The sequence below is a fragment of the Gallaecimonas sp. GXIMD4217 genome (assembly GCF_038087665.1).
Classification (GTDB): Bacteria; Pseudomonadota; Gammaproteobacteria; order Enterobacterales; family Gallaecimonadaceae; genus Gallaecimonas.
On record NZ_CP149925.1, the window covers coordinates 3038966 to 3062833 of the forward strand.

Consider the following 23868-nt stretch of genomic DNA (forward strand, 5'->3'; position numbering starts at 1 on the left):
AAAAAGCCGGCTGCTGCCGGCTTTTCTTTTAGGCGTCCATGGTGGCCTTGAGTTTCTTCAGGGCATTCTTTTCCAGCTGGCGGATGCGCTCGGCGGACACCTGGTACTTGTCGGCCAGGTCGTGGAGGGTGCTCTTGTCCTCGGTCAGCCAGCGGCTGCGCAGGATGTCCTGGCTGCGCTCATCCAGGGCGGCGATGGCATTGCTGAGCCGCAGGCTGGCCTGCTGCTCCCACTGGGCCTCGGCCACGGTTTCGGCCACGTCGCTGGACTTGTCTTCCAGGTAGTGGACCGGGGCATAGCCACCGTCCTCGTCGTCGTCCACGCCGGCGTCGAAGGCCTGGTCGGGCGAGCTCAGGCGACCTTCCATCTCGCGGACCTCGCTGGGGCTCACGCCCAGCTCCTCGGCCACCATCTTGACCTCGTCGGCGGAGAACCAGCCCAGGCGCTTTTTCTTGGATCTCAGGTTGAAGAACAGCTTGCGCTGGGCCTTGGTGGTGGCGATCTTGACGATACGCCAGTTCTTCAGCACGTATTCGTGGATCTCGGCCTTGATCCAGTGCACCGCAAAGGACACCAGGCGTACGCCGACACCGGGGTCGAAGCGCTTGACCGCCTTCATCAGGCCGATATTGCCTTCCTGGATGAGGTCGGCCTGGGGCAGGCCGTAGCCCGCGTAGCTCTTGGCCACGTGAACCACGAAACGCAGGTGGGACATGATCAACTCGCGGGCGGCCTGCAGATCACCGTCCTGGTGCAGTCGCTCGGCCAGCTCGCGTTCACGCTCCGCACTCAGCATGGGAATGCTGTTCACGGAGTGGACATAAGCCTCAATGCTGCCGGTCGCGGGGACCGTCAAAGCCATGGAGCGAACGTCGTTGCTCATCGACTACCTCTTACGTTAACCATCGCTACGGGTGTACCCGTGCTTGAGATTAGCACTCTATGAGAAAGTTCCCGGGGATTCAAGGGAGCCGGGACCCGCTGCCGGGCCCCGCCGGGCCGGGTCAATTGTCCGGTTCTATGGCCTTGAGGTGCCGCCACAGCGCCAGGTGCGCGCCCCCCAGGCCAAGCAGGCAGGACAGCGCCAGCAGCCACAGCGCCTCGCTGGCCGACAATCCCACCAGGGCGAAGCCGGAGTCGTACAGGGACACCACCCTGGCCACCCCGGCCTCCAGCCACCAGAGGCCGGCCGACACCACCACCAGCGCCAGCATGCCGCCGGCCAGACCATACCAGAGGCCGGTATAGAGGAAGGGACGGCGGATGAAGGCATCGGTGGCCCCCACCAGCTTCATCACTTCTATGGTGGACTTGCGGTTCTGGATCATCAGCCTGATGGTGTTGCCCACCACCAGCACCATGGCGGTGAGCAGCAGAACGGCGATCAGGCTGACCCCGTCACGGGCAAGGGCTACCACCGCCTTGAGGCGCTTGAGCCATTCCAGATCCAGCTTGCCCTGGGCCACCTCCCGCTCCTTCTGGAGCTTGGCCAGCAGCGCCCTGGCCGCCTCCGGGCTGGCATGGCGATCGGTGGGGGTCACCAGGATCAGCGCCGGCAGGGGGTTCTCATCCAGGTAGTCCAGGGCCTCGCCGAAGCCGCTCTGCTGGCGGAATTCGAGCAGGGCTTCGGTCCGGGTCACCAGCACCGCCTCGGCCACCTCGGGATAGAGGCCGATGCGGGTGGCCACCTTGTCCGCCTCGAGGTCGTCGATGCGATCGTGCAGGAACAGCGAGATCTGGGCCGCCTTCTGCCACTGGCTGGACACCCCTTCCGCGTTCTTCAACAGCACGTAGAGGGTGGACGGCAGGGTCAGGGAGAAACCCAGCACCGCTATGGTCAGCAGGGTCGACAGGGGGGTGCGCCACAGCTCACCCAGGCTGCCCAGGGACTGCTGCAGGTGGCGGACAAAGAACATCAGCAGGCGGCGCATGGCCGAAGGCCTGGCCGCCGAGGGCGCGTCGAGGCGGTTTTCAAACAGCAGGCTCACAGGCTGGCCTCCGACAGTTCATCACCCAGCATGCGGCCGCCCTTGAGGGTCAGGGTGCGGTGGCGCATGCGGGCGATCAGGCCCAGGTCGTGGGTGGCCACCAACACAGAGATGCCCAGGGCGTTGAGGTCCTCGAACAGCCGCAGGATGTCCATGGACAGCTTGGGATCCAGGTTGCCGGTGGGCTCGTCGGCCAGCAGCAGGGGCGGTTTGTTGACCACGGCCCGGGCTATGCCGACCCGCTGCTGCTCGCCGCCACTGAGCTGGATGGGATAGCAGGGCGCCTTGTCGCTCAGGCCCACCCATTCCAGGGCGGTATGGACCCGCTTGCGGATCTCCCCTTCCCCGAAGCCGGCAATGACCAGCGGCAGGGCCACGTTTTCGTAGACGGTCCTGTCCATCAGCAGCCGGTGGTCCTGGAAGATGATGCCCATGTCCCGGCGCACATAGGGCACCTGGCTGCGACCGATCCTGGTGATGTCGTGGCCGTTGATGTAGACCTGGCCCGCCGAGGGGCGCTCCATCAGGGTGATCAGGCGCAGCAGGGTGCTCTTGCCGGCGCCGCTGTGGCCGGTAAGGAAGGCCATCTCGCCCTTGGCGAGATGGAAACTCACGTTCTGCAGCGCCTGGGCGCCGCCCGAGTAGGCCTTGGAGACCTGCTGGAAGCGGATCATGAATCTTCTTGTCCAAACAAGGCTTCGATGAAGTCGTTGCTGTTGAAGGTTCGCAGATCCTCGATGCCTTCGCCAACACCTATATACCTGATAGGAATACCAAATTTATCGGCAATGGCAAAGATGACGCCGCCCTTGGCGGTGCCGTCCAGCTTGGTGAGGGTGATGCCGGTCAGGCCCACGGCGTCGCTGAACAGCTTGGCCTGGGACAGGGCATTCTGGCCGGTGCCGGCGTCCAGGGTCAGCATCACCTCGTGGGGGGCTTCCGGATCCAGCTTCTTCATCACCCGCACCAGCTTCTTGAGCTCTTCCATCAGGTGCGCCTTGTTCTGCAGGCGGCCTGCGGTGTCGGCGATCAGCACGTCCGCCCCCCTGGCCCTGGCCGCTTCCAGGGCATCGAACAGCACAGAGGCGGAATCGGCGCCGGTGTGCTGGGCGACCACGGGGATGTCGTTACGTTCGCCCCAGACCTGGAGCTGTTCCACGGCGGCGGCCCTGAAGGTGTCGCCGGCGGCCAGCATCACCGACTTGCCTTCGTCCTTGAACTGGCGGGCCAGCTTGCCGATGGTGGTGGTCTTGCCGACGCCGTTCACACCCACCATCAGGATCACATAGGGCTTGCGGCTGTCGTCCACCACCAGTGGCTGGGAGACGGGATCCAGCAGCTGCTGCATCTCCTGCTTGAGCAGCTCGTACAGGGCCTCGGCGTCCTTGAGCTGGGACAGGCTGGCCTGCTTGGTGAGGCGATCGATGAGGCGGCTGGTGGTTTCCACTCCCAGATCCGCCAGTAGCAACTGGGTCTCCAGCTCCTCGAACAGCTCGTCGTCGATCTTCTTGCCCTTGAACAGGGACACGAAGCCGGTGCCCAGGGTCTGGCGGGTGCGGCTGAGGCCGGCCTTGAGTCGGGCGAAGAAGCCCGGCTTCTCGTGGCCCTTGTGGGCCTCGGCGGCCTGCTCGGCCAGGTTAAGCTCTGCCTTTTCCTTGCTCTTCTCGGCGGCCAGGCGCTCTGCCTCCGCCTCTTCGGCGGCAAGACGCTCTGCCTCAGCCTGCTCGGCGGCAAGACGCTCTGCCTCCGCCCGCTCGGCGGCAAGGCGCTCTGCCTCCGCCTGCTCGGCGGCCAGACGCTCTGCCTCGGCCTCTTCGGCGACAAGGCGCTCTGCCTCCGCCTGCTCGGCGGCAAGGCGCTCTGCCTCCGCCTGCTCGGCGGCAAGGCGCTCTGCCTCGGCCTTTTCGGCGGCAAGGCGCTCTGCCTCCGCCTCTTCGGCGGCAAGGCGCTCTGCCTCCGCCTGCTCGGCGGCCAGACGTTCAGCCTCCGCCTGCTCGGCGGCAAGGCGCTCTGCCTCGATCTCTTCGGCGGCAAGGCGCTGGGCCTCCGCCTCTTCGACGGCAAGGCGCTCAGTCTCCTGGGACGGGACTTCCTGGGGGGTCGGCTCGGTCTTGGCGCCTTCTTCCTTGCGCCCAAAACCCAGCCAGGAAAACAAACCTTTCTTCTTGCTCATGGCAATCTGCTTTCTGGCGGCTAGAATAGCGGGATTTTGAAAGCCACTAGTCTATCAGGCCCCAGGAGAAAAATCCGCCATGCCAAGGCCCCGCCGCAGCAACAGAAACCCGAGCAACCAGGACGGCCAGGTGCGCATCATCGCCGGCCAGTACCGGGGCCGTAAGTTGCCGGTGAGGGATCTGGCCGGTCTCAGGCCCACCACGGACAGGGTCAAGGAAACCCTGTTCAACTGGCTGCAGGGGGAGATCCCAGAGGCCAGGGTGCTGGACTGCTTCGCCGGTGCCGGCGCCCTGGGCTTCGAGGCCCTGTCACGCCACGCCGAACAGGTGATCCTGGTGGAACTGGACAAGAACGCCGCTCGCCAGCTTGAGGACAACCTGGCCAGGCTGGGCAGTAATAAAGGCGTGGTGGTCCAGGCGGACGTGCTGCAGTACCTGGCCGGCCAGGCAGCGACCCCCATGGATCTGGTCTTTGTCGATCCGCCCTTTCGCAAGGGCCTGGCCGAGGACTGCCTGCGGCTGCTGGCAGAAAGAGGCTGGCTGGCGGAGGGCGCCTGGATCTACCTGGAGACCGAAAGCGAGTCGCCGGCCCAGGTGCCGGCCGGCTGGCGCCTGCACCGGGAAATCAAGGCCGGCCAGGTCCTGGCCCGCCTCTACCAAAGAGAGAGCCAAGCATGAAGTTGTTCGCCATCGTCGTCCGTATCGCCCTGGCCCTGCTGTGGGCCGTCTGCCTCTACAACCTGTTCGCGCCCCTGGCCCACCCGCTGGACAAGCTGCTGTACCTGGTGCTGGGGGTGACCTTGATCATGCACCTGGCCCAGGCGCTGATCTTCGGTTCCATGCTCAAGCTGGGCTGGCGGGGCAAGCTGGACATCTTCCTGTTCGGCGCCCTGGCCGCCGCCCGCCACAAGCAGGCGCTGGCAGCCAGACAGCAAGCATGAAAAAAGGGGCCTAGGCCCCTCCCGCTATACGCCCTGCTCCAGATAGCGACCAATGCCGTCCAGGAACATCTGCACCGCGATCATCACCAGGATCATGCCCATCAACCGCTCCATGGCGGTGAGGCCGCGTTCCCCCATTACCTTCATCAGCACTTCCGAGAACATCAGGATCACCGCGTTGACGGCCCAGGCACCCACCAGGGCAACGGTGAGCATGCCCAGCTGATCCGGCACCTGGTTGGACAGCAGGATCAGCGCCGCCAGTATGGAGGGGCCCGCCATCAGCGGTATGGCCATGGGTACCAGGAAGGGCTCCTCGCCCACGGCCAGGCCGGTGACGCCGCCCGGGGTGGGGAAGATCATCTTGATGGCGATCAGGAACAATATGATGCCGCCGGCGATGGACACCGACTCCTGGCGCAGCCCCAGGAAGTTGAGCACCGTCTCACCACCGAACAGGAACAGCAGCATGATGGCCAGGGCCAGAAACAGCTCGCGGATCAGGATGATGCGGCGGCGCTTGGCGGGCAGGTGCTTGAGGATGGAGATGAACACGGGCATGTTGCCCAGGGGATCCATGATCAGGAACAGGGTGACGGCGGCGGCGAAGAAATCCATAAGTCCAGGCTCTATGGCAGTCCAGGTGGCTGGCAGTATAACAGGGAAGGGCCGGAGCCAGCCCTTCAAGAGGGCCTCAGCTCAGGCTGATGCCGATATTGGAAATGTCCTCGTTGCGGCCCAGCTGCCGGGCCTGGCGAACCTCCTCCTTGCCCGGCTCCCCCTCCAGCAACGCCAGCAGCGTTTCCTGAAAATCCCTTTCCGCCTGCCACAGCGGCTCTTCGTCCAGGGCCTCGTCGGCCAGCTCTGCCCCGGCCAGGGCGTTGAGATAGTCCTGCACTGTGCCGCGGGACAGCCGGCTCACGTCCAGGGCCGGGTTTTCGTCCTTGTCCATCATGCCGGACAGTACCGCCTGCACCGCCAGCACCGCATTGAGAGCGGGATAGACGCCGTACATGTCGTAGGCGGCCGGATCCGGCTCCAGCTCGGCGACCTTTTCCAGTTGCTTTTCAAAACCGATGCGGGCCTTGGGATCCAGCAGTTTCTCCCAGGCGGTGTCCAGGCTGGCCTTGAGCTGGGCGGCATTGTCCAGCTCCACCACTTCGGCGAAGAGCTGAAAGTTGGGCAACATGCGGGCCGCCAGGGCGGCGGCAAAGGCGCGCTGGCCGCGGTGGGACAAGGCGTGGATGGCTTTTTCCATGGGTGGCATTCCTTATAAAGACGCCACCCATTCTAGCCGTCTCAGCGTTCCCTGCGCCACAGGTGCCGCCACCCGAACCAGGCAGCGGAAACCAGGGTCACGGCGACAACGGGCGCCTGCAGCCACGTCAGCGGCCAACCCGGGGTCAGGGTGACCATCCACAGGGCAAAGCTCAGGCTCAGCATCACCAGCGACTCGTAGTAGTCCAGGGCCAGGTGGTTCTTCCATTGGTGCATGACATTGTCTCCCCAATCCAAACTGGCCGCAGCATAACGCCGCAGGCCGGCAGAAAAGTTGCTCCAGCGCAAGTTCCAACCGTCCTTCAAGGCTGTCTTTCCGGGGCCTGACCCAGATCAAGGCGCGCTTGCTGGCAGCCCGTACGACAGGGCCATCAGTAGCCGCTCTGCGACAGAAGGCACTGGCTATTGGCGGAGCAAGCTGGTGGAAAGGATGCTGCTTGGCGGCTGCCTGGTGAAGGGGGGAGGCCAAGGGGTTGGGCAACACGGCTGACGCGGATCTGGCCCATTGGCCGAAGGCCATCGCCGCCGGTCCGGCAGCGCAACAGGACGAGCCTATCCCGGTGCCTGGGGCGAGCCGCGCGGTTTCACACCATTGAGCTGCTCCGGCGGCAGGCGCCCCCTAGGGCCGCTACTTCTGGATGGCCCTGTAGACCGCCAGCAGCACCAGGGCACCCACTATGGCGGTGATGATGCTGCCCAGGTTGAGGCCGGTGACGGAGCCAAAGCCCACCAGGGTGCCCAGCCAGCCGCCCACAAAGGCGCCGGCGATACCCAGGATGATGGTCATGATCAGGCCGCCGCCATCCTTGCCCGGCATGATCCACTTGGCCAGCACGCCGGCCACCAGGCCAAGCAGTATCCAGCTGACGATTCCCATGGTAGTTCCTCCAACTGGCACCGGGCCTTTGCCCGGCTAGGGGTTTAACAGGGTCAGGCTGTCTCTTACCAAGTGTAACCTAGCCTGGATTTCCGCCTCGGCCAGCGGCTGGGCCGGCACCATGCCCCAGATGGGCTTGGGCCAGGCCGGATCATGACTGTGCCGCACCACATGGTGGACATGGAGCTGGGGCACCATGTTGCCCAGGGCCGCCACGTTCAGTTTCTGGCCGTCGAAGGCCACCATCAGGGCCTTGGACAGGGCGCTGGATTCCTTGAGGAACTGCTGCTGGTCGGGCTCCGACAGCTGGTAGATCTCACGGATGCCGTCCCGCCGCGGCACCAGGATAAACCAGGGGTAGTTGGCGTCGTTCATCATCAGCAGCCGGCATAGCGGCAGATCGCCAACCAGGATGCAGTCGGCGGCAAGTTGGGCATGGAGCTTGAACATGGGCAATTCACGATTTAGGCCTTGATGAACACATACTAGCGCCGCCTTGGGCCCGAAACAAAAGACCCCGCCGAAGCGGGGCCTGTCTCGTTCAGAAAGTCCATTTCAGGCGGCCATAGTAATAGCCGCCATTGATGCCGAAGGGCAGGGTCTCCCAACCGTATTTGAAACCGGCCTCGGAGAAGGGCGCCCCTTCTGCTCCCCATTCGTCTGGCATCTCGTCGAAGAGGTTGTTGGCCCCCACCGTCAGCGCCAGCTGGTCGCTGAAGTTGTACCTGATGGACAAGTCCGTCAACCACTTGCCACCCCAGGTCTTCTTGCTGCCGAAGGCTGAGCCGGACACCTCGCCGAAGTAGTTGAAGGCCAGGTTGAAGTCCCAGGCATCGTGGTTGTAACGGCCACTGAGGGTGGCGGTCTCCCCGGGCTGGCCTTCCTCGATCCGCAGCCGCTGGGTCGGCGAGTACAGCTGCTCGGCCGGGATCAGGCTGGAGGTGGAATGGATCCGATCGACCTCGGTTTCCACCAGGCTCAGGGCCAGGTTGACGCCCCACAGGTCGCCATTGCTCATCTCATCGCTGTAATCGGCCACGAAGTCCAGCCCCGTGGTGGTGGTGTCGATGGCGTTGGTGAAGAACTGGGCCGCCCCCAGCCTGTTGTCGGCCAGCAGCTGTTCTATGGTGGCACTGCCACCGTCTATGGCTTCGGACAACACGATGCGATCGTCGATCTCGATGCGGTAGGCATCCACTGTGATATTCAGCCCTTCCATGGGGCTGGCCACCATGCCCAGCGAGATATCGTTGGAGGTTTCTTCCTTCAGTTCGTCGATGCCGAACTGGCGGGCCATATCCGAGTTGTTGGCCACGGTGCCGGTATCAATCAGGCTGCCGTTGACCAGGTTGGTGATGTTCTGGCTGAAGTAGATCTGCTGCACGCCGGGGGCCCTAAAGCCGGTGGACAGGGTGCCACGCACGGCCACCTTGTCACTGATTTCATAGCGGGTGGACAGCTTATAGGACAGGTTGTCGCCGGCGATATCGTAATCTTCGTAGCGCAACGCGCCCGCCAGCAGCCACTCCGGCGTGAGGTTGTACTGGCTATCCAGGTAGACCCCGACATTGTCACGGGTCTCGTCGACCTCGGTGGACGGCTTGAAGCCGGGGAAGCCCTGGATGCCGGGATCGGCGGCGCCACCCACGTCGGTATTGACGATATCGATGCTGAAATCATCGTTGCGGCCATAGGCGTAGGACCAGAGATCGCCCTTGTTGATCTCGTAGCCGTCACGGCGGGCTTCCAGGCCAAAGGCCAGCATCAGCAGGTCGTCTCCCAGCTCCACGGCGCCGGTGAAGTCCAGGTTGAAGGTGGTCTGCTCGAAGATCAGCTCGCCGTCGAAGGCGGAGGTCGGCGTTTCAGCGAAGATGCCGCCGTCCGGGTGTGGCTCGTAATACCAGGATACGTTGGCGGAGTCTTCGGAGAAGAAGCGAAACTCGGACCGGCCATGGACCACCGAGGCGTCCCAGGTCCAGTCATAGAACAGGGTGCCCTTGAGGCCCGCGGCAATGGAGCTGTCGTCCACCTCCGTCAGCAGCCTGGGCAGGAAGCCCCCGGGGTAGAGTTCGGGGATCACCCTGGGGTGCCCGACACCGCGGTAGAAGCCGAAACTTTCCCCCTCCCGCTGGCTCAGGCCGGCGAACGCATACAGCTCGGTGTCATCGCTGACACTGTAGGCCAGGTTGGCCCAGAGGTATTTGTTCTGGCTGTCGGCATCCCCTATCTTGAGCCGGGCCACCGGCTGGTCGTTTTCGTCCCACCACTTGCCGATCAGCTCGCCTCCCGTCGATTCCAGGGTCGCCGGTGCCGCCCTGTTGGTGTTGCCCCTGTCCCGGAATTCGGCGGTCAGGTTCAAGAAACCCTTGCCGGCCAAGTCGATGCCGTGGTTGATGGAGGTTACCAGGGTTTCGCCATCCCCTTCGTAGGTCTGGCCCAGCTCCAGGCCCAGCTCGGTCCGGTCGGTGCTTTCCTTGAGCACGACGTTGATCACCCCGGATATGGCGTCGGAGCCATACTGGGCGGCGGCACCGTCACGCAGGATCTCGATGCGCGCCACCGCGCTCATGGGAATGGCATTGATGTCGTAACCGGCACTGCCCTTGCCGATGGTTTCCTGGACATTGACCAGGGCCTGCTGGTGGCGACGCTTGCCGTTCACCAGCACCAGCACCTGATCCGGCCCCAGGCCCCGCAGGGTTGCCGGACGGATGATGTCGGTACCGTCTGAGACGGTGGTGGAGGAGAAATTGAAGCTGGGCGCCAGGCTCTGCAGCGCCTTGCCCAGCTCCGTGGCCCCGGTCTTGAGCAAATCATCCACGGAGATAAGGTCGACGGGCGCCGGCGTTTCGGTGGCGGTACGCATGGAAAAACGTGATCCCACGACAGAGATGCGCTCCACCTCTTCACCGTTAACATTTTTTTCATTTTCAGCGGCCTGAGCCGGTACCATCAACAGCCCCATGGAGGCTGCTACGGCAATGGCAACAGGCGAACAATGCTTGTGCATTAGCTTTCCCCTCTTTTTTGCTCCAACTCGTCAAAATCAAACATCTCATTAACAAGCCGGATTGCAAAAGGCTTTGCTGCCCGGGCGGACGGGGGAAACGCCTATGGGTGGGTTCAGGGCTTGGAGGCCGGTTTGTTCTGGGGCGAGGCCTTGCGACGCTGCTGGTGCCGCGCCAGGGCCAGCCGCTGCCTGGCCTGGGCGATCCAGTCCTGGGAGGAGTCCAGTTCATCACTGTAGCTGGCCGCCCCCAGGCAGGTGATGGTTTTGCCGTCCGGGCTGCCCAGCTCCAGCTCCCGCCGCAATCGCTCGGTGATCAACGCCGCAGACTCCTGGCCGGTATCCGGAAGCAGGATCCCCAGTTCTTCGGCACTGTAGCGCCCGACCAGATCCCGGGGCCTGAGATGCAGCTTCAGCAGCCTGGCCAGCTTCTGGAGCACCAGCTCCCCAAGGGGATGGCCATGGGCGTCGCTGACGTGCCGGAAGACGTCGATATCCAGCATCACCAGGCAGGCCGACAGGCCACCACTTCGGCACTGTTCAAAGGTCTGGGCCACCTGCTCCTGCCATTGCCCCTTGCTCTGGAAACCGGCGCCAGCGCCGGCCCTGCTCAGATCGCCCGCGTCCAAGTGCTGCCGTGCCAGTTGCTGGTCCTGCTTGAAGGTCAGTATCGCCAGGAACAGCGGCAGCCCCACCAGCAACGGCAGGCTGGCCAGCACCACCGGCAGATTGGACTGGAGTGACAGGGCCTCAAAGCCCAGCAGGGTGCCCAGCGAGAAACCCAGCACCAGGCTCATCAGCATGGGCAGCAACAGCCTGGCTCCGGCCAGGGCCAGCGTGACCGAAAGCAGGCTGGTGAGCAGCGCCGCGCTGGGCACCAGATTGAAGCCCATCAGCGGCAGCCAGCATCCAACCGCGGCGGCATCGACCAGCAGGTGCTGGTCCTCAGCCCTAGGGCCCTGGCGTTTTGTCCGCAGGAAGGCGAGGTGGGGCCAGAGGAAGGCCTGGCATGCCAATCCCCCCCAGGCCCAGAGTGGCACCTGCTGTTGATAAAAAGGCACGGCTGCGCAGACGAAAACCAGGCCCAACGCCAGCAGGCGCACCAGATAGCTTCGTCTTGCATGTTCCCTGTGTTTTGCTGCGGTCATCCTCACATCTCGCCATGTGCCACCCTCATCATTCAAGTGTAAGAAAAGCTGGGCCGGCTGCGCTGGCCAAAATCGACCATGGCCGGGACTACACTTAAAGAAGAAGGGGAGGTTTCAGATGCAAATCCAACTGCTTGTCACCAAAAACGATTTTTCGCTACCCAACCTGAAGAAGGAAATGGCCGATCTGGGGCTGTCCTACGAGATCCTCTATATCGAGGAGCATCCCGAGCTGGTCCGGGCCCACAAGGTCAGGCATTCTCCCAATGTGCTGGTCGACGGCAAGCTGGCCTTTCGTCGCCAGCCTTCCGAGGGGGAGCTACGGCACTATCTGCAGGGACTGGAGCGCTAGGGCCCATAACAAAAGGCCAGCCCGAAGGCCTGGCCAAATTTGAGTCCAGGGAAGTAACGACTCAAGTCTTTAAAAGCGGAACTCGAAGCTGGCGTACACAAAGCCCTTGAAGCTTTGCTTCTGCAGCTCCCGAGGAAGATGGGTTTCCATGGGCATGGCCTGGAGGGTCAGGCCATCTTCGACACGGCCTCCCAGGGTCAAACGGGCCCTTTCGGAAAGGCGGTAGCTCACGCCCAGGTCGCGAAGGAAGGGGTCCTGGCGGGAACTCAGGGTCAGGCTCAGTTTCGGCTTGCTCGCCAGCAAAGGTTCGTCCTGTTCGGTACCCGGGAGATCGCCCTGCCAGAGCGCAATGGTGGTTGGGGCCTGGGGTATGAACTCCAGCTCCTGAGCCTGGCAGAAGCCGGTAAGGCCAAGGGCCACCAAAGTGCAGCTCATCGCTTTCTTCATTGCCGTGCCCCCGCCTTGCCAATTCAGTGTTCCTTAATTTGGCATGAACGGCTCCGGCTGCCAAGGCAGGACCTGACTTGGCAGGTTGGCGAATGCTCACATTGAATTTGCCAAGTCACCGAAAAGCTCAAGGCCTCCCTCTCCAACTGCTTGATTTTAAAGCGGCTTAAGCAGGGCAAAATTCATACTTTTGGGTGAGTACCGGTAGCGGAACCCGGGCACATTCAAATGTGAAATTTCTGTTTCGAGATCCGGATCACGCAGCCGGGTTCGGCATCCCGGCGCCAAGCGCCCCTTGGCTAACCTTGATCCTATAACAAGAGCAACAAGGAGGCCGGTCATGGCGAATAGAGGCAAGGGCTACTGGTGGCCCTGGCTTGGCAGCCTCAGCCTGCTCGCCCTGGCGGCGCTCCCCGCCAGCCGCTGGGCCATCAACGAGCTGGGCGAAGGGCTGCTCCCCGAACCGCCGGCCTATCTGGTTCAAAGCCTGCCCCCCGACTACGATCCGCTGAAACCCAGGGCCCCGTACCAGGGGCCGCATCCGGCTACCCGGCCCCTGCACAGTATTTCTCCACGGCTCCCCGTCCAGCCCGGCGAGGTTGGTCCCATGGATCCCGAACTGCTCAACTACCCCTTTGCCTGCGGCGGCCTCGCCTCTGGCATGGGCCAGCCCGTGGTGGACAACCAAGAGGGCACAGGCACCCCTGTGCATGGGCCAGACGACAGGCTGCTGGGCCACAGCAAGGACTGCCTGATGGCGACCCGGGTCGACTATTTCTACAAGCCCCAGGGCCAGGACAACCTGCTGCCCCTGCCCGCCACCTGGCCAAATGACATGACCATGCTGGACGACGTCCCCTTCGTGGTGCGGCTGGAGCGGGGCACCCTCAACCGCTACATCTATGGCATCGCCATGCTGGCCGATCCCAAGGCGCCCCTGGCGGACGCCCGTTATTGGAATCGCCGTCTCATCTATCAGTTCAAGGGCGGGGTCGGCATCGGCAAGCGCCAGGGCAAGCTGCGCATGGGCGATCTGGGCAAGCGCCGCCTGGCCCAGCTGGCCCAGGGCTACGCCGTGATAGGCTCCAGCGGCAATATCACCAGCACCCATTACGACCTGTGGCGGGCCGCCCGCATCGCCAGCCTGGTCAAGGCCCAGTTCGTGGCCCGCTACGGCCAGCCCGATTACACGGTGGGCATAGGCGGCTCAGGGGGCGCGGTCCAGCAATACCTGCTGGCCGAGATAGCCCCAGATCTGCTGGACGCCCTGCTGCCCCTCTACTCCTACCCGGACATGATCACCCAGTCCATCTGGGCCCTGGACTGCGAGCTGTTGGAATACTATTTCGACATGGTCAGCGACAACCCACGCTGGCAGCGGCAGGAGCAGCGCACCCTGGTGGAAGGCATGGCCGCCTCCAGCCGGATCGACCACAGGTTCCGCCGCTACGATGACTGGTCCCAGTGGCTCAGCCTCAAGCCCAGCCGGCTGCCCCCCGGCAGTACCGAATGCGCCGCCAGCTGGCGGGGACTCACGCCCCTGACCAACAACCCCACCTATTTCCACAAGGCCTATCTGTTCACGCCCGAGCTGGCCCGGGCCCAGCGCTTCAGCTACTGGCACGATCTGGGCCATATCTACGGCGTCGACCAGCAGGGTTACGCCTACCGAACCTACGACAACGTGGGCGTACAGTACGGCCTGGCGGCGCTGCGTGAGGGCAAGCTGACCCCGGCCGAGTTCCTGCACCTCAATGCCCATGTCGGTGGCTGGAAGGCCCCGGGAGACATGGCGCGGGAAAGGCTCTGGCTGCTGTCCGGCGACGACGACCTGACCCGGCTGTCGCTGTGGAGCGACCACAACATGCAGAAGGTGCCGGGCGGCCCCCAGCCCCTGAAGGCCTTCCTGGATACCGACGCCACCAGCATCAGGGTGGCGCCACGCAACCGGGGTCACTTGCCGGCCATGCAGGCGGCCTACCACGGCGGCCAGGTCTTCCTGGGCCGGGTCAGGGTGCCCATCATCGACATCCGCCACTACCTGGACGACGAACTGGACATGCACCATTCCTTCGCCAGCCTGTCGACCAGGACCCGGCTGCAGCGCACCCTGGGCAGCAGTGACCACCAACTGATCTGGGTGGCGGAAAAGCCCTTCGATCCCGTCCCCAAGGCCCTGGCGCTGCTGGATCAGTGGCTGCGCAGCGGCAACAGGCCAGAGGGCGCCCAGGACGCCTGTTGGGACAAGGGCGGCCGGCTGATCGCCCAAGGCGCCACCGTCTGGAACGGCGCCTGGAATGGCCAGGCCCAGCAGGGGAGCTGCCTCAAGCGTTTTCCAGCCTATCGCTCGCCACGGGACAGGGCCGGCGCGCCCCTGGCCGGCGATCTGTTCAAGTGTGTCCTCACCGACGTGGACGATGCCATCGCCAGGGGCTTCTACGGCCAGGTGGACATGGCCCCTTACCGCAAGCTGCTCAAGAAGGTGTTCCCGGACGGGGTCTGCGACTACGGCCGGGGCGATCTGGCCAGGCCGAGCTGGCAGGCCATGGGCCTGGCCCCGCCCTGAGAGACAAAAAAGGCGCCCATCGGGCGCCTTTTCCTTCCTTTCCCAGCCTTAGTTGACCACGGGCAGGGCGCTGTACTTGTCGCCGTAGCCCAGCATCTGCGCCTGGAAGGAAGTCGGGTAGCTGATGGTCACGTCCACCAGCTGGTCGCCATCCATCACCGGGGTCAGCTCGGGGTTGACGAAGCCGGCGTAGGGAGCCAGATCCAGGGCCTGGTAACGCTTGAGCACCTCGGCGTGCAGTTCGGGGTCGACCTTGACGCCGTAGTTTTCCACCAGGGCCTTGCCGGCCTCGAAGTCGCCTTCGGACTTGATGCGCTGCAGCTCCCGCAGCAGCTGCTTGAACAGGCCATGCAGCTTGTCGTAGTCGTTGACCACGAAGTAGCTCTTGCCGTCCTTCACCTTCTTCTCGATGACCTTGTCGGCGGCGCCTTTTTCCATGGCCCAGCGCGCCACCAGGGCGCGGTTGCGCATGTGGGCCTCTTCGATGTCGTGGCCGGGCTCGATGCGGGTCAGCTGCACCATCAGGCCGTTGCGGATGTAGTCGTCATAGGCGGCCTTGCCCACCTCCAGGCTCGGCATCAGGCCCAAGTCCACCAGCTTCTGGTCATGGAGATAGACCAGGGCCACCAGGTCGGCGCGGCCTTCCTCCAGGGTGGAGGCGTACTGCTTGAGGGTCTCGGCCGGGGTGCCGACGCCTTCGTTGATCTTGCCGGAGGCGTGGCCGATCACCTCGTGCATGTCGGTGTGCAGGTGGTCGGCATAGGCGGCGAATTCCTTGGCCCGCTTGATCTCGGCCTCGGAGTAGGCGAACTCCTCCAGGGTGCCGCCCTTGGCGTTGTCGTAGGCGGCAACGATGTTGGACAGGTTCACCGACTTGGAGCCGTGCTCGGCGCGGATCCAGTTGGCGTTGGGCAGGTTGATGCCGATGGGGGTGCTGGGGGAGGCGTCGCCGGACTCCACCACCACGTTGATGGCCTTGCCGGTGATGCCGGCCACCTTGGCCTTCTTGTGCTCGTCCATGATCGGCGAGTTGTCTTCGAACCACTGGGCGTTGTCGGCAATGGTCTTGATGCGCTTGGTGCCTTCTGGATCCTTGACGTTGACGATGGACTCGAAGGAGCCGCGCAGGGCCATGGGATCGTTGTAGACCTCGATGAAGCCGTTGACCACGTCGATGTCGGACTCGACGTCTTCAACCCAGGCGATGGAGTAGGCGTCGAAGTCCTTGAGATCGCCGCTCTTGTAGTACTTGATCAGCAGCTCCAGGGCCTTTTGCTGCTTGGGGGTCTCGGCCACGGCGGCGGCCTTTTCCAGCCAGAACACGATGCGCTCTATGGCGGCGCCGTACATGCCACCGACCTTCCAGACCTTCTCCACCAGCTTGCCGTCTTCCTTGACCAGCTTGGAGTTCAGGCCCCAGGAAGCCGGCCGCTTGGGATCGGCGTCGACCTTGGCGGCGTAGAAGTCCACCACCTCCTGCTCGGTGACGTCTTCACCGTAGAAGTTGATGGCTGAGGCCTGGACCTTGTCCACGCCCGGCTGCTGGACCACCTTCTTGGCGTCCACCTTGGGGTCGAACATCACCGGGCCCAGCAGGGCCAGCAGGCCATCCACGCCCTCGACACCGTCCAGGGGCAGCTGCTCGGCCGGCACCGCCCTGACCAGGGAGGCGAAGTAGTCCTGGTCGAAGCCGGGCAGGATCTTGGTGTTGGCATAATGGTGGTGGATGCCATTGGAGAACCAGACCCGCTTCACATAGGTCATGAAGGCGTCCCAGCTCTCGCCCTGGGGCTTGCCGTCGAAGTGGCGGACTATGGCCTCCAGGGTGTGGCGGATGCGCAGGTTGTGGCGGTAGTTCTGGTCCCACATGATGTCGCGACCGGCCAGGGCGGCCTCGTAGAGGTAGTAGAGCAGCTCCTTCTTGGCCGGCTCCAGTTCCTCGAAGCCGGGCACCTGGTAGCGCAGCACCCGGATGTCGGCGAAGCGGTCCGCTTCCCACTGGAAATCGTCCTTCTGCTCGATCTGCTCGGCGGCCTTGGGTTCGGCCTGCTGTTGCTGGGGCTGTTGCTGCTTGGGCGCTTCGGGTTCGGGGCTACAGGCGGCCAGGGCCAGGGCCGCCATCACGGCGCCGGCCAGACGGGACATTTTCATTATTCTGTTCCTTCAAGGTGGAGTGTCGGGCCCGAGCTTACCACAGCCCCGGCTGTCGTTCAGGTGACCGGGCGGCAACAAAAAAAGGCCCCGCAGGGCCCTGTTCAGCTGGCCTTGGCAACGGCCTGCTGCTTGCCGGTGATCAGGTGTTCCAGCAGGTGATCCCGGTCGAACATGCAGGAGGTCTTCAGCTGCTCCAGCTTGCTCAGGGTCTCGCTGAGTTCGTCCAGGAAGGTGCGCAGCAGCTTCGGCATGTACTGGCGGCTGTGGTAGAGGGCATAGATGTCCACCTGGGGCATCTGCCAGTCCGGCAGCACCCGCACCAGGCGGCCCTCGTTGATCATGGGCAAAGCCAGGAACATCGGCAGGTAACCCACCCCTAGGCCGCTAAGCAGCGCCTCGCGGGCAAAGGTGACGTTATTGCAGCGCAACCGGCCCCTGGGGGTGACCAGCACCTGCTCGTTACCCTTTTGAAAGGTCAGGCCCTCGTTGCTGCTTTCCCGGCCGGGTCGGATCAGCTGCAGGCACTCGTGCTGGCGCAGATCATCCGGGTGTTCGATGGGCGGCCTGTCTTCCAGGTAATTCGGCGACGCCACCAGCACCTTCTCTGAGCCGCACAGGCGGCGGGCGATCAGGGAGGAGTCCTCTCCCAGGCCGATCTGGATCTGCACGTCCACCCCTTCCTGGAGCATGTCGATATGGCGATTGGTCAGCTCGCAGTCCAGCTCCACGTCCGGGTGCTCCTGCATGAAGTGGCCCAACACCCGGCCCAGCACCAGCTGGCCCAGTTCGATGGGCATGGCCACCTTGAGCTTGCCGCGCACCTGCTCGGAGCGGGTGGTGACCAGGGCCTGGGCATCGTCCAGGTCGGCCATGATGCGCCGGCAACGCTCGAAGAAGGCCTCGCCGGTTTCGGTCAGATGCAGCTGCCTGGTGGTGCGGTTGAGCAGGCGGACCCCGAGGCGGCTCTCCAGGTCGGCGATCTTGCGGCTGACGGTGGCCTTGGTCATGCCCAGGCGCTGGGCGGCAGCGGTAAAGCTGCCCACCTCGACGACCTTGGTAAACACCTGAATTTCATTGAGATCCAGTGACATCCTCACCTCCAGACAAACAGTTTCAACTGCGGAACAGTCCGTATCGAATTGGCATACTAATTAAATTTATGGAACAGAGCTAGGATCTTCGCCGTATTGTTTCCCAACTCGAGGTCACCATGGCGCGTCGCATCATACTGCTTTCCCTTTTTCTGGCCCTTGGTGCCGGCGGCGCCGGCTACTGGTGGCTGCACCGAAACCTGGAAAGCACCGACAACGCCTACGTCCGGGCCGACATACTGCCGGTAATGAGCCGCATCCAGGGTCAGGTGGTGGCCATTGCCGTCCAGGATCACCAGCAGGTCCGGGCCGGTGATCTGCTGCTGGTACTGGATGACGGCGACCAGAAGCTGGCCCTGGCCCAGGCCAAGGCCAAACTGGCCGGCGCCGAGGCCGAGCTGGCCCACCTGGCCAGCCGCCGCCAGGCCAAGCAGGCCCAGCTCAAGGTGGCCGAGGCGGCCCTGGCCGCCGCCGATGCCGAGCGCCAGCGCAGTGGCCAGCAGCTCAGCCGGCTCACCAACCTGGCCGGCAAGCAGTACGTGGCCAAGGATGATCTGGACGCTGCCGAGCTGGCCTATTCCGCCGCCCAGGCCCGCTACCATCAGGCCCAGGCCAACCTGGGCGCCCAGCAGGCCGAGCTGGCGGTACTTGACGACGAGGCGCCCCGCCTGCAGGCGGCGGTGGCCCAGGCCCGGGCCGGCCTGGAGCAGGCCCAGCTGAACCTGGGCTATACCCGTATCCATGCCAGCCGCGACGGCACCCTGGCCAGCCGCCAGGTGCAGCTGGGGCAAGCCGTTGCCCCGGGCCAGCGGCTGATGAGCCTGGTGGCGGAGCAGCTGTGGGTGGACGCCAACTTCAAGGAAACCCAGGTGGCGGCCATGGCGCCCGGCCAGACCGTGGAGATCCGCGCCGATGCCCTGCCCGGCCACAGCTTCGCGGCCAAGGTCACCGACCTGGCCGGCGCCACCGGCTCGGAGTTCGCCCTGCTGCCGCCCCAGAATGCCACCGGCAACTTCACCAAGGTGGTGCAGCGGCTGCCGGTACGGCTGGCCTTTGAAGACGGCCAGGATCTGAGCGTCCTCAAGCCCGGCATGTCGGTCATCGCCACCATCCACACCGGGGCTCAATGATGGCCGGCATCCCCCGCCACTGGCTGGCCATCCAGGGCGCCCTGCTGGGTGCCTTCATGGCCATACTGGATATCCAGATCACCAACGCCTCCCTCAAGGAGATCCAGGGCAGCCTGGGCGCCACCCTGGAGGAATCCTCCTGGATCGCCACCGCCTACCTGGTGGCGGAGATGATCGCCATTCCCCTGACCGGCTTCTTCGCCAAATGGTTGTCGCCCAGGCGCTACCTGATCTGGAACACCGCCGGTTTCATCCTGGCCTCCCTGGCCTGCTCCTGGTCCTGGAACCTGGAGTCGATGATCGTGTTCCGGGCCCTGCAGGGCTTCACCGGCGGCGCCCTGATCCCCATGGCCTTCACCCTGATCGTCACCCTGCTGCCCAAGGACAGGCAGCCCATCGGCATGGCCCTGTTCGGCGTCACCGCCACCTTCGCTCCCTCCATAGGCCCTTCCCTGGGCGGCTGGCTGACCGAGGTGTTCAGCTGGCACTACATCTTCTACCTCAACGTGCTGCCGGGCCTGCTGGTGATCTGGCTGCTGGCCGCCGGCCTGGACAAACAGGACAGGGACGACGACCAGCTCAAGCGCCTGGACTTGTTCGGCATGATCACCATGGCCCTGGGCCTGGGCAGCCTGGAGGTGGTGCTGGAGGAAGGCGCCAGGGACGACTGGTTCGCCTCCGACCATATCGTCTGGCTGAGCCTGGTGGCCGCCGTCAGCCTGGCGCTGTTCGTGCGCCGCCAGTTCAGCACCGAACATCCCCTGGTGAACCTGCGCCTGTTCCAGGGCTTCAACTTCACCCTGGCCTGCATCGCCTACTTCGCCCTGGGGGCCGGCCTGTTCGGCTCCGTCTACGTGGTGCCCCTGTACCTGGCCTCGGTGCACGACTACAACGCCCTGCAGATCGGCCTGGTGCTGATGTGGGTGGGCATACCCCAGCTGCCGCTGTTCCCGCTGATCCCCAGACTGGTCAAGAAGATCGATCCCCGCTACCTGGTGGCCTTCGGCTTTGCCACCATCGCCGTCAGCATGCTGATGAACACCCACATGAGCGTGCTCTACGACGGCGCCCTGCTGCTGCCGGCCCTGCTGGTGCGGGCCCTGGGCCAGCCATTCATGATGGTGCCGCTGTCCATCATTGCCACCCAGGGCCTGAGCAGGGAAGAGGCCCCGTCCGCCTCCACCCTGCTCAACGTCATGCGCAACCTGGGCGGCGCCGTGGGCATCGCCGTGCTGGCCACCCTGCTGGACGAACGGGGCCGCCATTATCTGTGGCAGCTCAAGGAGAGCCTGGTCGCCGGCAGCCAGAACCTGCTCCAGTACCTCGACCACAGCGGCCAGCTGCTGAGCCCCCAGGGCGGCGGCGCCGATCAGGCCCTGGGCCTGCTGGCCCAGGAGCTGGAGCGCCAGGCCAGCGTCATGGCCTACAACGACGCCTTCCTGGCCCTGGGTGGGGCCCTGTTCCTGGCCGCGGTGGCGGTGCTGGCCATACGGCCGAACCGGGCAGAAGAGGCCGAGAAGCCCCAGGCCGAACCCAGGGAAGAGCTGGCACAGGCGGCTTGATGACCAAGGGTCACTTATAGATGACTCCTGGTCAGTAATGGCACGATCAACGCCCCATCCCCTTTACCCCAAGGAGGGCGGCGGCCATACTGCCGGAAATCTTCCCGTCGAGATGCCATGCGCCGCGCCAGAACCGACCAAGACAAGGCCCAGCGCCGCAGCCAGATCCTGGCCACGGCCCGCCAGCTGCTCAGCGAACAGCAGCGTCTGCCCACCGCCGCCGAAATCGCCAGGGCCGCCGGCCTGGCCAAGGGTACCGTCTACCTCTACTTCGCCAGCAAGGAAGCCATCTTCCTGGCGCTGCTGGAGTATTACCTGCTGGGCTGGCTGACCACCCTGGACAATGCCCTGGCACGGCAAGCCGGCCTGGAGGAATTGATCGACGAGCTGGTGGGCTATGCCGAGCAGCGCCCCGCCTTCTGCCGCCTGGCCCTGCTTACCCAGTCGGTGCTGGAACAGGGTGAAGATGAAGCGGCGATCCTGACCTTCAAGGGCCAGCTGGCCGGCGCCCTGGGCCAGGCGGCCGACCGCCTTGGCCTGGAGCGGCGCCAGGGGGCGCAGCTGCTGCAGGCCTCCTACGCCCTGCTGCTGGGACTGTGGCAGGCCGCCCACCCGCCGGCCGTGCTGGACCGGCTGGCGGCCGACGACAGGGCGGTGCTGGTGCCCGACTTCGCCAGCACCGCCAGGGCCAGCCTCAGGGCCCTCTGGCAAGGCCTGCGCGGCCAGGAAGAATGACCACCCCGGCCTTGTTGGCTGAGCCCAGGGGCTGAACTTTACCGCCCCAGAAGCGCCCGTGGTCGTAAGGGCCTTTTCTTCGCCGCCGCCAGGCAGCACACTGGCCAAAAAGCCCAGGAAACGCCCAATGATCCGCATCGCCCTCTCCTTGACCCTGGCCGCCGCCCTGCTTGGCGGCTGTGCCCAGCTGTCGCAACCCGCCAGGCAGGATGCCGCCCTCAGCCAGCCGGCCCAGGACATGGACGGCCTGATCAACGAATACGGCCAGCTTGCCCGCCAGCTCGACGCCCTGGTGGCGGGCCCGGATCATCCCAAGCGCCAGCCAGGCCAGCTCAAGGATCTGTCCCCCCAGGCCCTGGCGGCGGAAAACGCCCAATGGCAAAGGCTCTACGACCGCCTGAAGGCCATCGACGAGCGGGGGCTGGACGAGCAACAACGCATCAACCTGGCCCTGCTCCACTACCAGCTCAGGGATCGCCTGGACAGCTACCGCTTCCAGGCCCAGCTGATGCCGCTCAATTCCGAATGGGGCTTCTATGCCGGCCTGGGCGGGCTCAAGGATCAGTTCCGCTTCCAGCAGGACAGTGACTTCGACCATTACCTGACCGCCCTGGCCGGAGTCGGCCGCCATATGGATCAGCAGATCCACTGGCTGCGCCAGGGCCTGGCCCAGGGCATCACCCAACCCAAGGTAGTGCTCCAGGGCCTGCCCGACACCATCCGCGCCTACATGAAGGAAGACGACTTCCTGGCTCCCTTCGACCAGCTGCCGGAGGCCGACCCTCGCCGCCGGCAGGCCAGGACCCTGGTCCGGGACCAGGTGCTGCCGGCCTTTAAGCGACTGCTGGATTTCGCCGAACGGGAATACCTTCCCGGCGCCCGCACCAGCATCGGCCTGAGCCAGGTGCCGAAGGGCCGTGACTGGTACGCCAACCGGGTCCGCCACTTCACCACCCTGGACATGACCCCTGAGCAGGTGCACCAGCTGGGCCTGAAGGAGGTGGCGCGGATCCGCACCGAGATGGAAGCCATCATTGCCGAACTGGGCTTCGATGGCAGCTTCAAGGACTTCACCCATTTCCTGCGCACCGATCCCCGGTTCTACGCCAAGACCCCGCAGCAGCTGCTGGAGAAGGCCGCCTGGCTGGCCAAGGAGGCGGACGCCCTGCTGCCGCGCTATTTCGGGCTGCTGCCCCGCACCCCCTACGGTGTGGCGCCGGTACCGGCGGCCATCGCCCCCAACTACACAACGGGCCGGTATTCCGGTCCCAGCCGCGACGATCAGCCGGGCTATTACTGGGTCAACACCTATGCCCTGGATAAGCGCCCGCTTTACGTGCTGCCGTCACTGACCCTGCACGAGGCGGTACCCGGCCACCACCTGCAGATCTCCCTGACCCGGGAACAGCAGGCCCTGCCGGACTTCCGCCGCCACAGCTACATCAGCGCCTTCGGCGAAGGCTGGGGACTGTATGCGGAATACCTGGGCGAGGAGGCCGGCTACTACAAGACCCCCTATGAGCGTTTCGGCCGCCTGACCTACGAGATGTGGCGGGCCTGCCGCCTGGTGGTGGACACCGGCATGCACTGGCTGGGCTGGAGCCGCCAGCAGGCCCAGGACTACATGGCCAGCAACACCGCCCTGTCACTGCACAATGTCCGCACCGAGACCGACCGCTACATCTCCTGGCCCGGCCAGGCGCTGTCCTACAAGGTGGGTGAGCTGACCATCAAGCGGCTGCGTCGGCAGGCGGAGCAGGCCCTGGACGATGACTTCGACATTCGCGCCTTCCACGACGCCGTGCTGGCCAACGGCTCGGTACCGCTGAAGGTGCTGGAGTGGCAGGTGGCGGCCTATATCGCCAAAGCCAGGGGCGGCTAAGTCAGGCCAGGCGGCGATGGAAACGGACCTCGACCGGGGTCCGTTTTTTTATGGCAGAGCCAAGGCCCCAGCTGAGCCCGGCGCCCAGCAGCAGGCTCAGCACCAGGGCCGGCCAGTCCGGGGCCGCCAGCAGCGAAGGCAGGGTCAGGGAGGGCAGGCCCAGGGCCAGCAGGGCGCGCAGCGCCTGCCAGACCAGCAGGAACAGCAACGCCAGGCTCCAGGGCCTGTGCATCAGGCCCTGACGGTAGCGGATGCTGGCCTGGCAGCCATGACAGAGGCACTCGCCCATGGGGATATGGGCACCGCAATGGGGGCAGACGAGGGGGCTGGCGCTGGACAATTGGGCAGAAACTTATGTTATGCAGATGTATCTGCCTAGTTTCTCCGAAAGCCCGCCCTCAAGGCAAGGGCGACAGCCGCCCGGCGTCCGGATCCCAGCCCCACAGCCGGCCCAAGACGGTGAGCATAAGCACCTCGCCGCCCTGTACCAGCCAGACGGCCATATCGCTGTTGGTAATGTGCAGCATGGCAATATC

General features: G+C 64.7%; 24 protein-coding genes. 8 read left to right on the forward strand and 16 right to left on the reverse strand.

The annotated features are described in order from the left end of the window. Positions 1–28: 28 nt before the first annotated feature. The 4 genes from rpoH to ftsY form a co-directional block, all read right to left on the reverse strand. Positions 29–883 (reverse strand): RNA polymerase sigma factor RpoH, encoded by an 855-nt coding sequence (gene rpoH / locus WDB71_RS14740; protein WP_341502357.1) that lies wholly within the window; start codon positions 881–883, stop codon positions 29–31. Between the two features lie 121 nt (positions 884–1004). After that, positions 1005–1988, reverse strand: a complete 984-nt coding sequence (ftsX, locus tag WDB71_RS14745; RefSeq protein ID WP_341502358.1) for a permease-like cell division protein FtsX — start codon at positions 1986–1988, stop codon at positions 1005–1007. Continuing rightward, the gene (ftsE, locus tag WDB71_RS14750) at positions 1985–2662 is read right to left on the reverse strand and encodes a cell division ATP-binding protein FtsE (RefSeq protein ID WP_341502359.1); all 678 of its coding nucleotides are present in this window, start codon (positions 2660–2662) and stop codon (positions 1985–1987) included. Before ftsE ends, ftsX begins: the two co-directional genes overlap by 4 nt. Continuing rightward, the gene (gene ftsY, locus WDB71_RS14755; RefSeq protein ID WP_341502360.1) at positions 2659–4161 is read right to left on the reverse strand and encodes a signal recognition particle-docking protein FtsY; all 1503 of its coding nucleotides are present in this window, start codon (positions 4159–4161) and stop codon (positions 2659–2661) included. The genes ftsE and ftsY overlap by 4 nt, the downstream gene beginning before the upstream one ends. Before the next feature lie 79 nt (positions 4162–4240). On the opposite strand from ftsY, the gene rsmD reads away from it, so the two are divergent. Both rsmD and WDB71_RS14765 read left to right on the forward strand, forming a co-directional pair. Further along, positions 4241–4840, forward strand: coding sequence for a 16S rRNA (guanine(966)-N(2))-methyltransferase RsmD (rsmD, locus tag WDB71_RS14760; protein WP_341502361.1), 600 nt, complete (start codon positions 4241–4243; stop codon positions 4838–4840). Continuing rightward, on the forward strand, positions 4837–5103 hold the full coding sequence (locus WDB71_RS14765) for a DUF1145 domain-containing protein (RefSeq protein WP_341502362.1): 267 nt from the start codon (positions 4837–4839) through the stop codon (positions 5101–5103). The genes rsmD and WDB71_RS14765 overlap by 4 nt, the downstream gene beginning before the upstream one ends. A gap of 24 nt (positions 5104–5127) precedes the next feature. Here WDB71_RS14765 and WDB71_RS14770 read toward each other — a convergent pair whose 3' ends face one another. The 7 genes from WDB71_RS14770 to WDB71_RS14800 all read right to left on the reverse strand — a co-directional run bounded on the left by WDB71_RS14770 (position 5128) and on the right by WDB71_RS14800 (position 11413). Next, positions 5128–5721, reverse strand: coding sequence for a YhgN family NAAT transporter (locus WDB71_RS14770; RefSeq protein WP_341502363.1), 594 nt, complete (start codon positions 5719–5721; stop codon positions 5128–5130). A gap of 76 nt (positions 5722–5797) precedes the next feature. After that, complete coding sequence (locus tag WDB71_RS14775) at positions 5798–6361, reverse strand: YjaG family protein (protein WP_341502364.1); 564 nt, start codon at positions 6359–6361, stop codon at positions 5798–5800. A 41-nt stretch (positions 6362–6402) separates the two neighbouring features. After that, positions 6403–6597 carry a hypothetical protein gene (locus WDB71_RS14780; protein ID WP_341502365.1) on the reverse strand — a complete coding sequence of 65 codons (195 nt, stop codon included), beginning with the start codon at positions 6595–6597 and terminating at the stop codon, positions 6403–6405. A gap of 412 nt (positions 6598–7009) precedes the next feature. Beyond that, a complete protein-coding gene (locus WDB71_RS14785) occupies positions 7010–7258 on the reverse strand; it encodes a GlsB/YeaQ/YmgE family stress response membrane protein (protein WP_341502366.1) in 249 nt (82 codons plus the stop codon). A gap of 36 nt (positions 7259–7294) precedes the next feature. Continuing rightward, a complete protein-coding gene (locus tag WDB71_RS14790; protein ID WP_341502367.1) occupies positions 7295–7708 on the reverse strand; it encodes an HIT domain-containing protein in 414 nt (137 codons plus the stop codon). 91 nt (positions 7709–7799) lie between these two features. Further along, entirely contained in the window at positions 7800–10124 is a 2325-nt protein-coding gene (locus WDB71_RS14795) for a TonB-dependent receptor (RefSeq protein WP_341502368.1), read from the reverse strand. A 257-nt stretch (positions 10125–10381) separates the two neighbouring features. Then, positions 10382–11413 carry a diguanylate cyclase gene (locus WDB71_RS14800; protein ID WP_341502369.1) on the reverse strand — a complete coding sequence of 344 codons (1032 nt, stop codon included), beginning with the start codon at positions 11411–11413 and terminating at the stop codon, positions 10382–10384. Between the two features lie 118 nt (positions 11414–11531). Between WDB71_RS14800 and WDB71_RS14805 the strand changes: the two genes are divergently transcribed. Beyond that, positions 11532–11765 (forward strand): hypothetical protein, encoded by a 234-nt coding sequence (locus tag WDB71_RS14805; RefSeq protein ID WP_341502370.1) that lies wholly within the window; start codon positions 11532–11534, stop codon positions 11763–11765. Between the two features lie 69 nt (positions 11766–11834). On the opposite strand, the gene WDB71_RS14810 is transcribed toward WDB71_RS14805, so the two are convergent. Next, positions 11835–12200 (reverse strand): hypothetical protein, encoded by a 366-nt coding sequence (locus WDB71_RS14810; RefSeq protein WP_341502371.1) that lies wholly within the window; start codon positions 12198–12200, stop codon positions 11835–11837. A gap of 352 nt (positions 12201–12552) precedes the next feature. Between WDB71_RS14810 and WDB71_RS14815 the strand changes: the two genes are divergently transcribed. Then, a complete protein-coding gene (locus WDB71_RS14815; protein WP_341502372.1) occupies positions 12553–14778 on the forward strand; it encodes a DUF6351 family protein in 2226 nt (741 codons plus the stop codon). Between the two features lie 48 nt (positions 14779–14826). Here WDB71_RS14815 and WDB71_RS14820 read toward each other — a convergent pair whose 3' ends face one another. After that, entirely contained in the window at positions 14827–16929 is a 2103-nt protein-coding gene (locus WDB71_RS14820) for a hypothetical protein (RefSeq protein ID WP_341502373.1), read from the reverse strand. A gap of 104 nt (positions 16930–17033) precedes the next feature. After that, positions 17034–18023, reverse strand: coding sequence for a LysR family transcriptional regulator (locus WDB71_RS14825; RefSeq protein ID WP_341502374.1), 990 nt, complete (start codon positions 18021–18023; stop codon positions 17034–17036). Between the two features lie 119 nt (positions 18024–18142). Here WDB71_RS14825 and WDB71_RS14830 point away from each other — a divergent pair, with 119 nt between their 5' ends. The 4 genes from WDB71_RS14830 to WDB71_RS14845 all read left to right on the forward strand — a co-directional run bounded on the left by WDB71_RS14830 (position 18143) and on the right by WDB71_RS14845 (position 23332). Beyond that, the gene (locus WDB71_RS14830; protein ID WP_341502375.1) at positions 18143–19153 is read left to right on the forward strand and encodes an HlyD family secretion protein; all 1011 of its coding nucleotides are present in this window, start codon (positions 18143–18145) and stop codon (positions 19151–19153) included. Further along, the gene (locus WDB71_RS14835) at positions 19153–20715 is read left to right on the forward strand and encodes a DHA2 family efflux MFS transporter permease subunit (RefSeq protein WP_341502376.1); all 1563 of its coding nucleotides are present in this window, start codon (positions 19153–19155) and stop codon (positions 20713–20715) included. Before WDB71_RS14830 ends, WDB71_RS14835 begins: the two co-directional genes overlap by 1 nt. A gap of 117 nt (positions 20716–20832) precedes the next feature. Next, positions 20833–21450 carry a TetR family transcriptional regulator gene (locus WDB71_RS14840; RefSeq protein ID WP_341502377.1) on the forward strand — a complete coding sequence of 206 codons (618 nt, stop codon included), beginning with the start codon at positions 20833–20835 and terminating at the stop codon, positions 21448–21450. Between the two features lie 127 nt (positions 21451–21577). Then, a complete protein-coding gene (locus WDB71_RS14845) occupies positions 21578–23332 on the forward strand; it encodes a DUF885 domain-containing protein (RefSeq protein WP_341502378.1) in 1755 nt (584 codons plus the stop codon). 1 nt (position 23333) lies between these two features. Here the strand turns inward: WDB71_RS14845 and WDB71_RS14850 are convergent, their stop codons facing one another. Then, complete coding sequence (locus WDB71_RS14850; protein WP_341502379.1) at positions 23334–23672, reverse strand: hypothetical protein; 339 nt, start codon at positions 23670–23672, stop codon at positions 23334–23336. Positions 23673–23730: 58 nt separating this feature from the next. Further along, entirely contained in the window at positions 23731–23859 is a 129-nt protein-coding gene (locus tag WDB71_RS14855) for a hypothetical protein (protein ID WP_341502380.1), read from the reverse strand. Between the last annotated feature and the right edge of the window lie 9 nt (positions 23860–23868).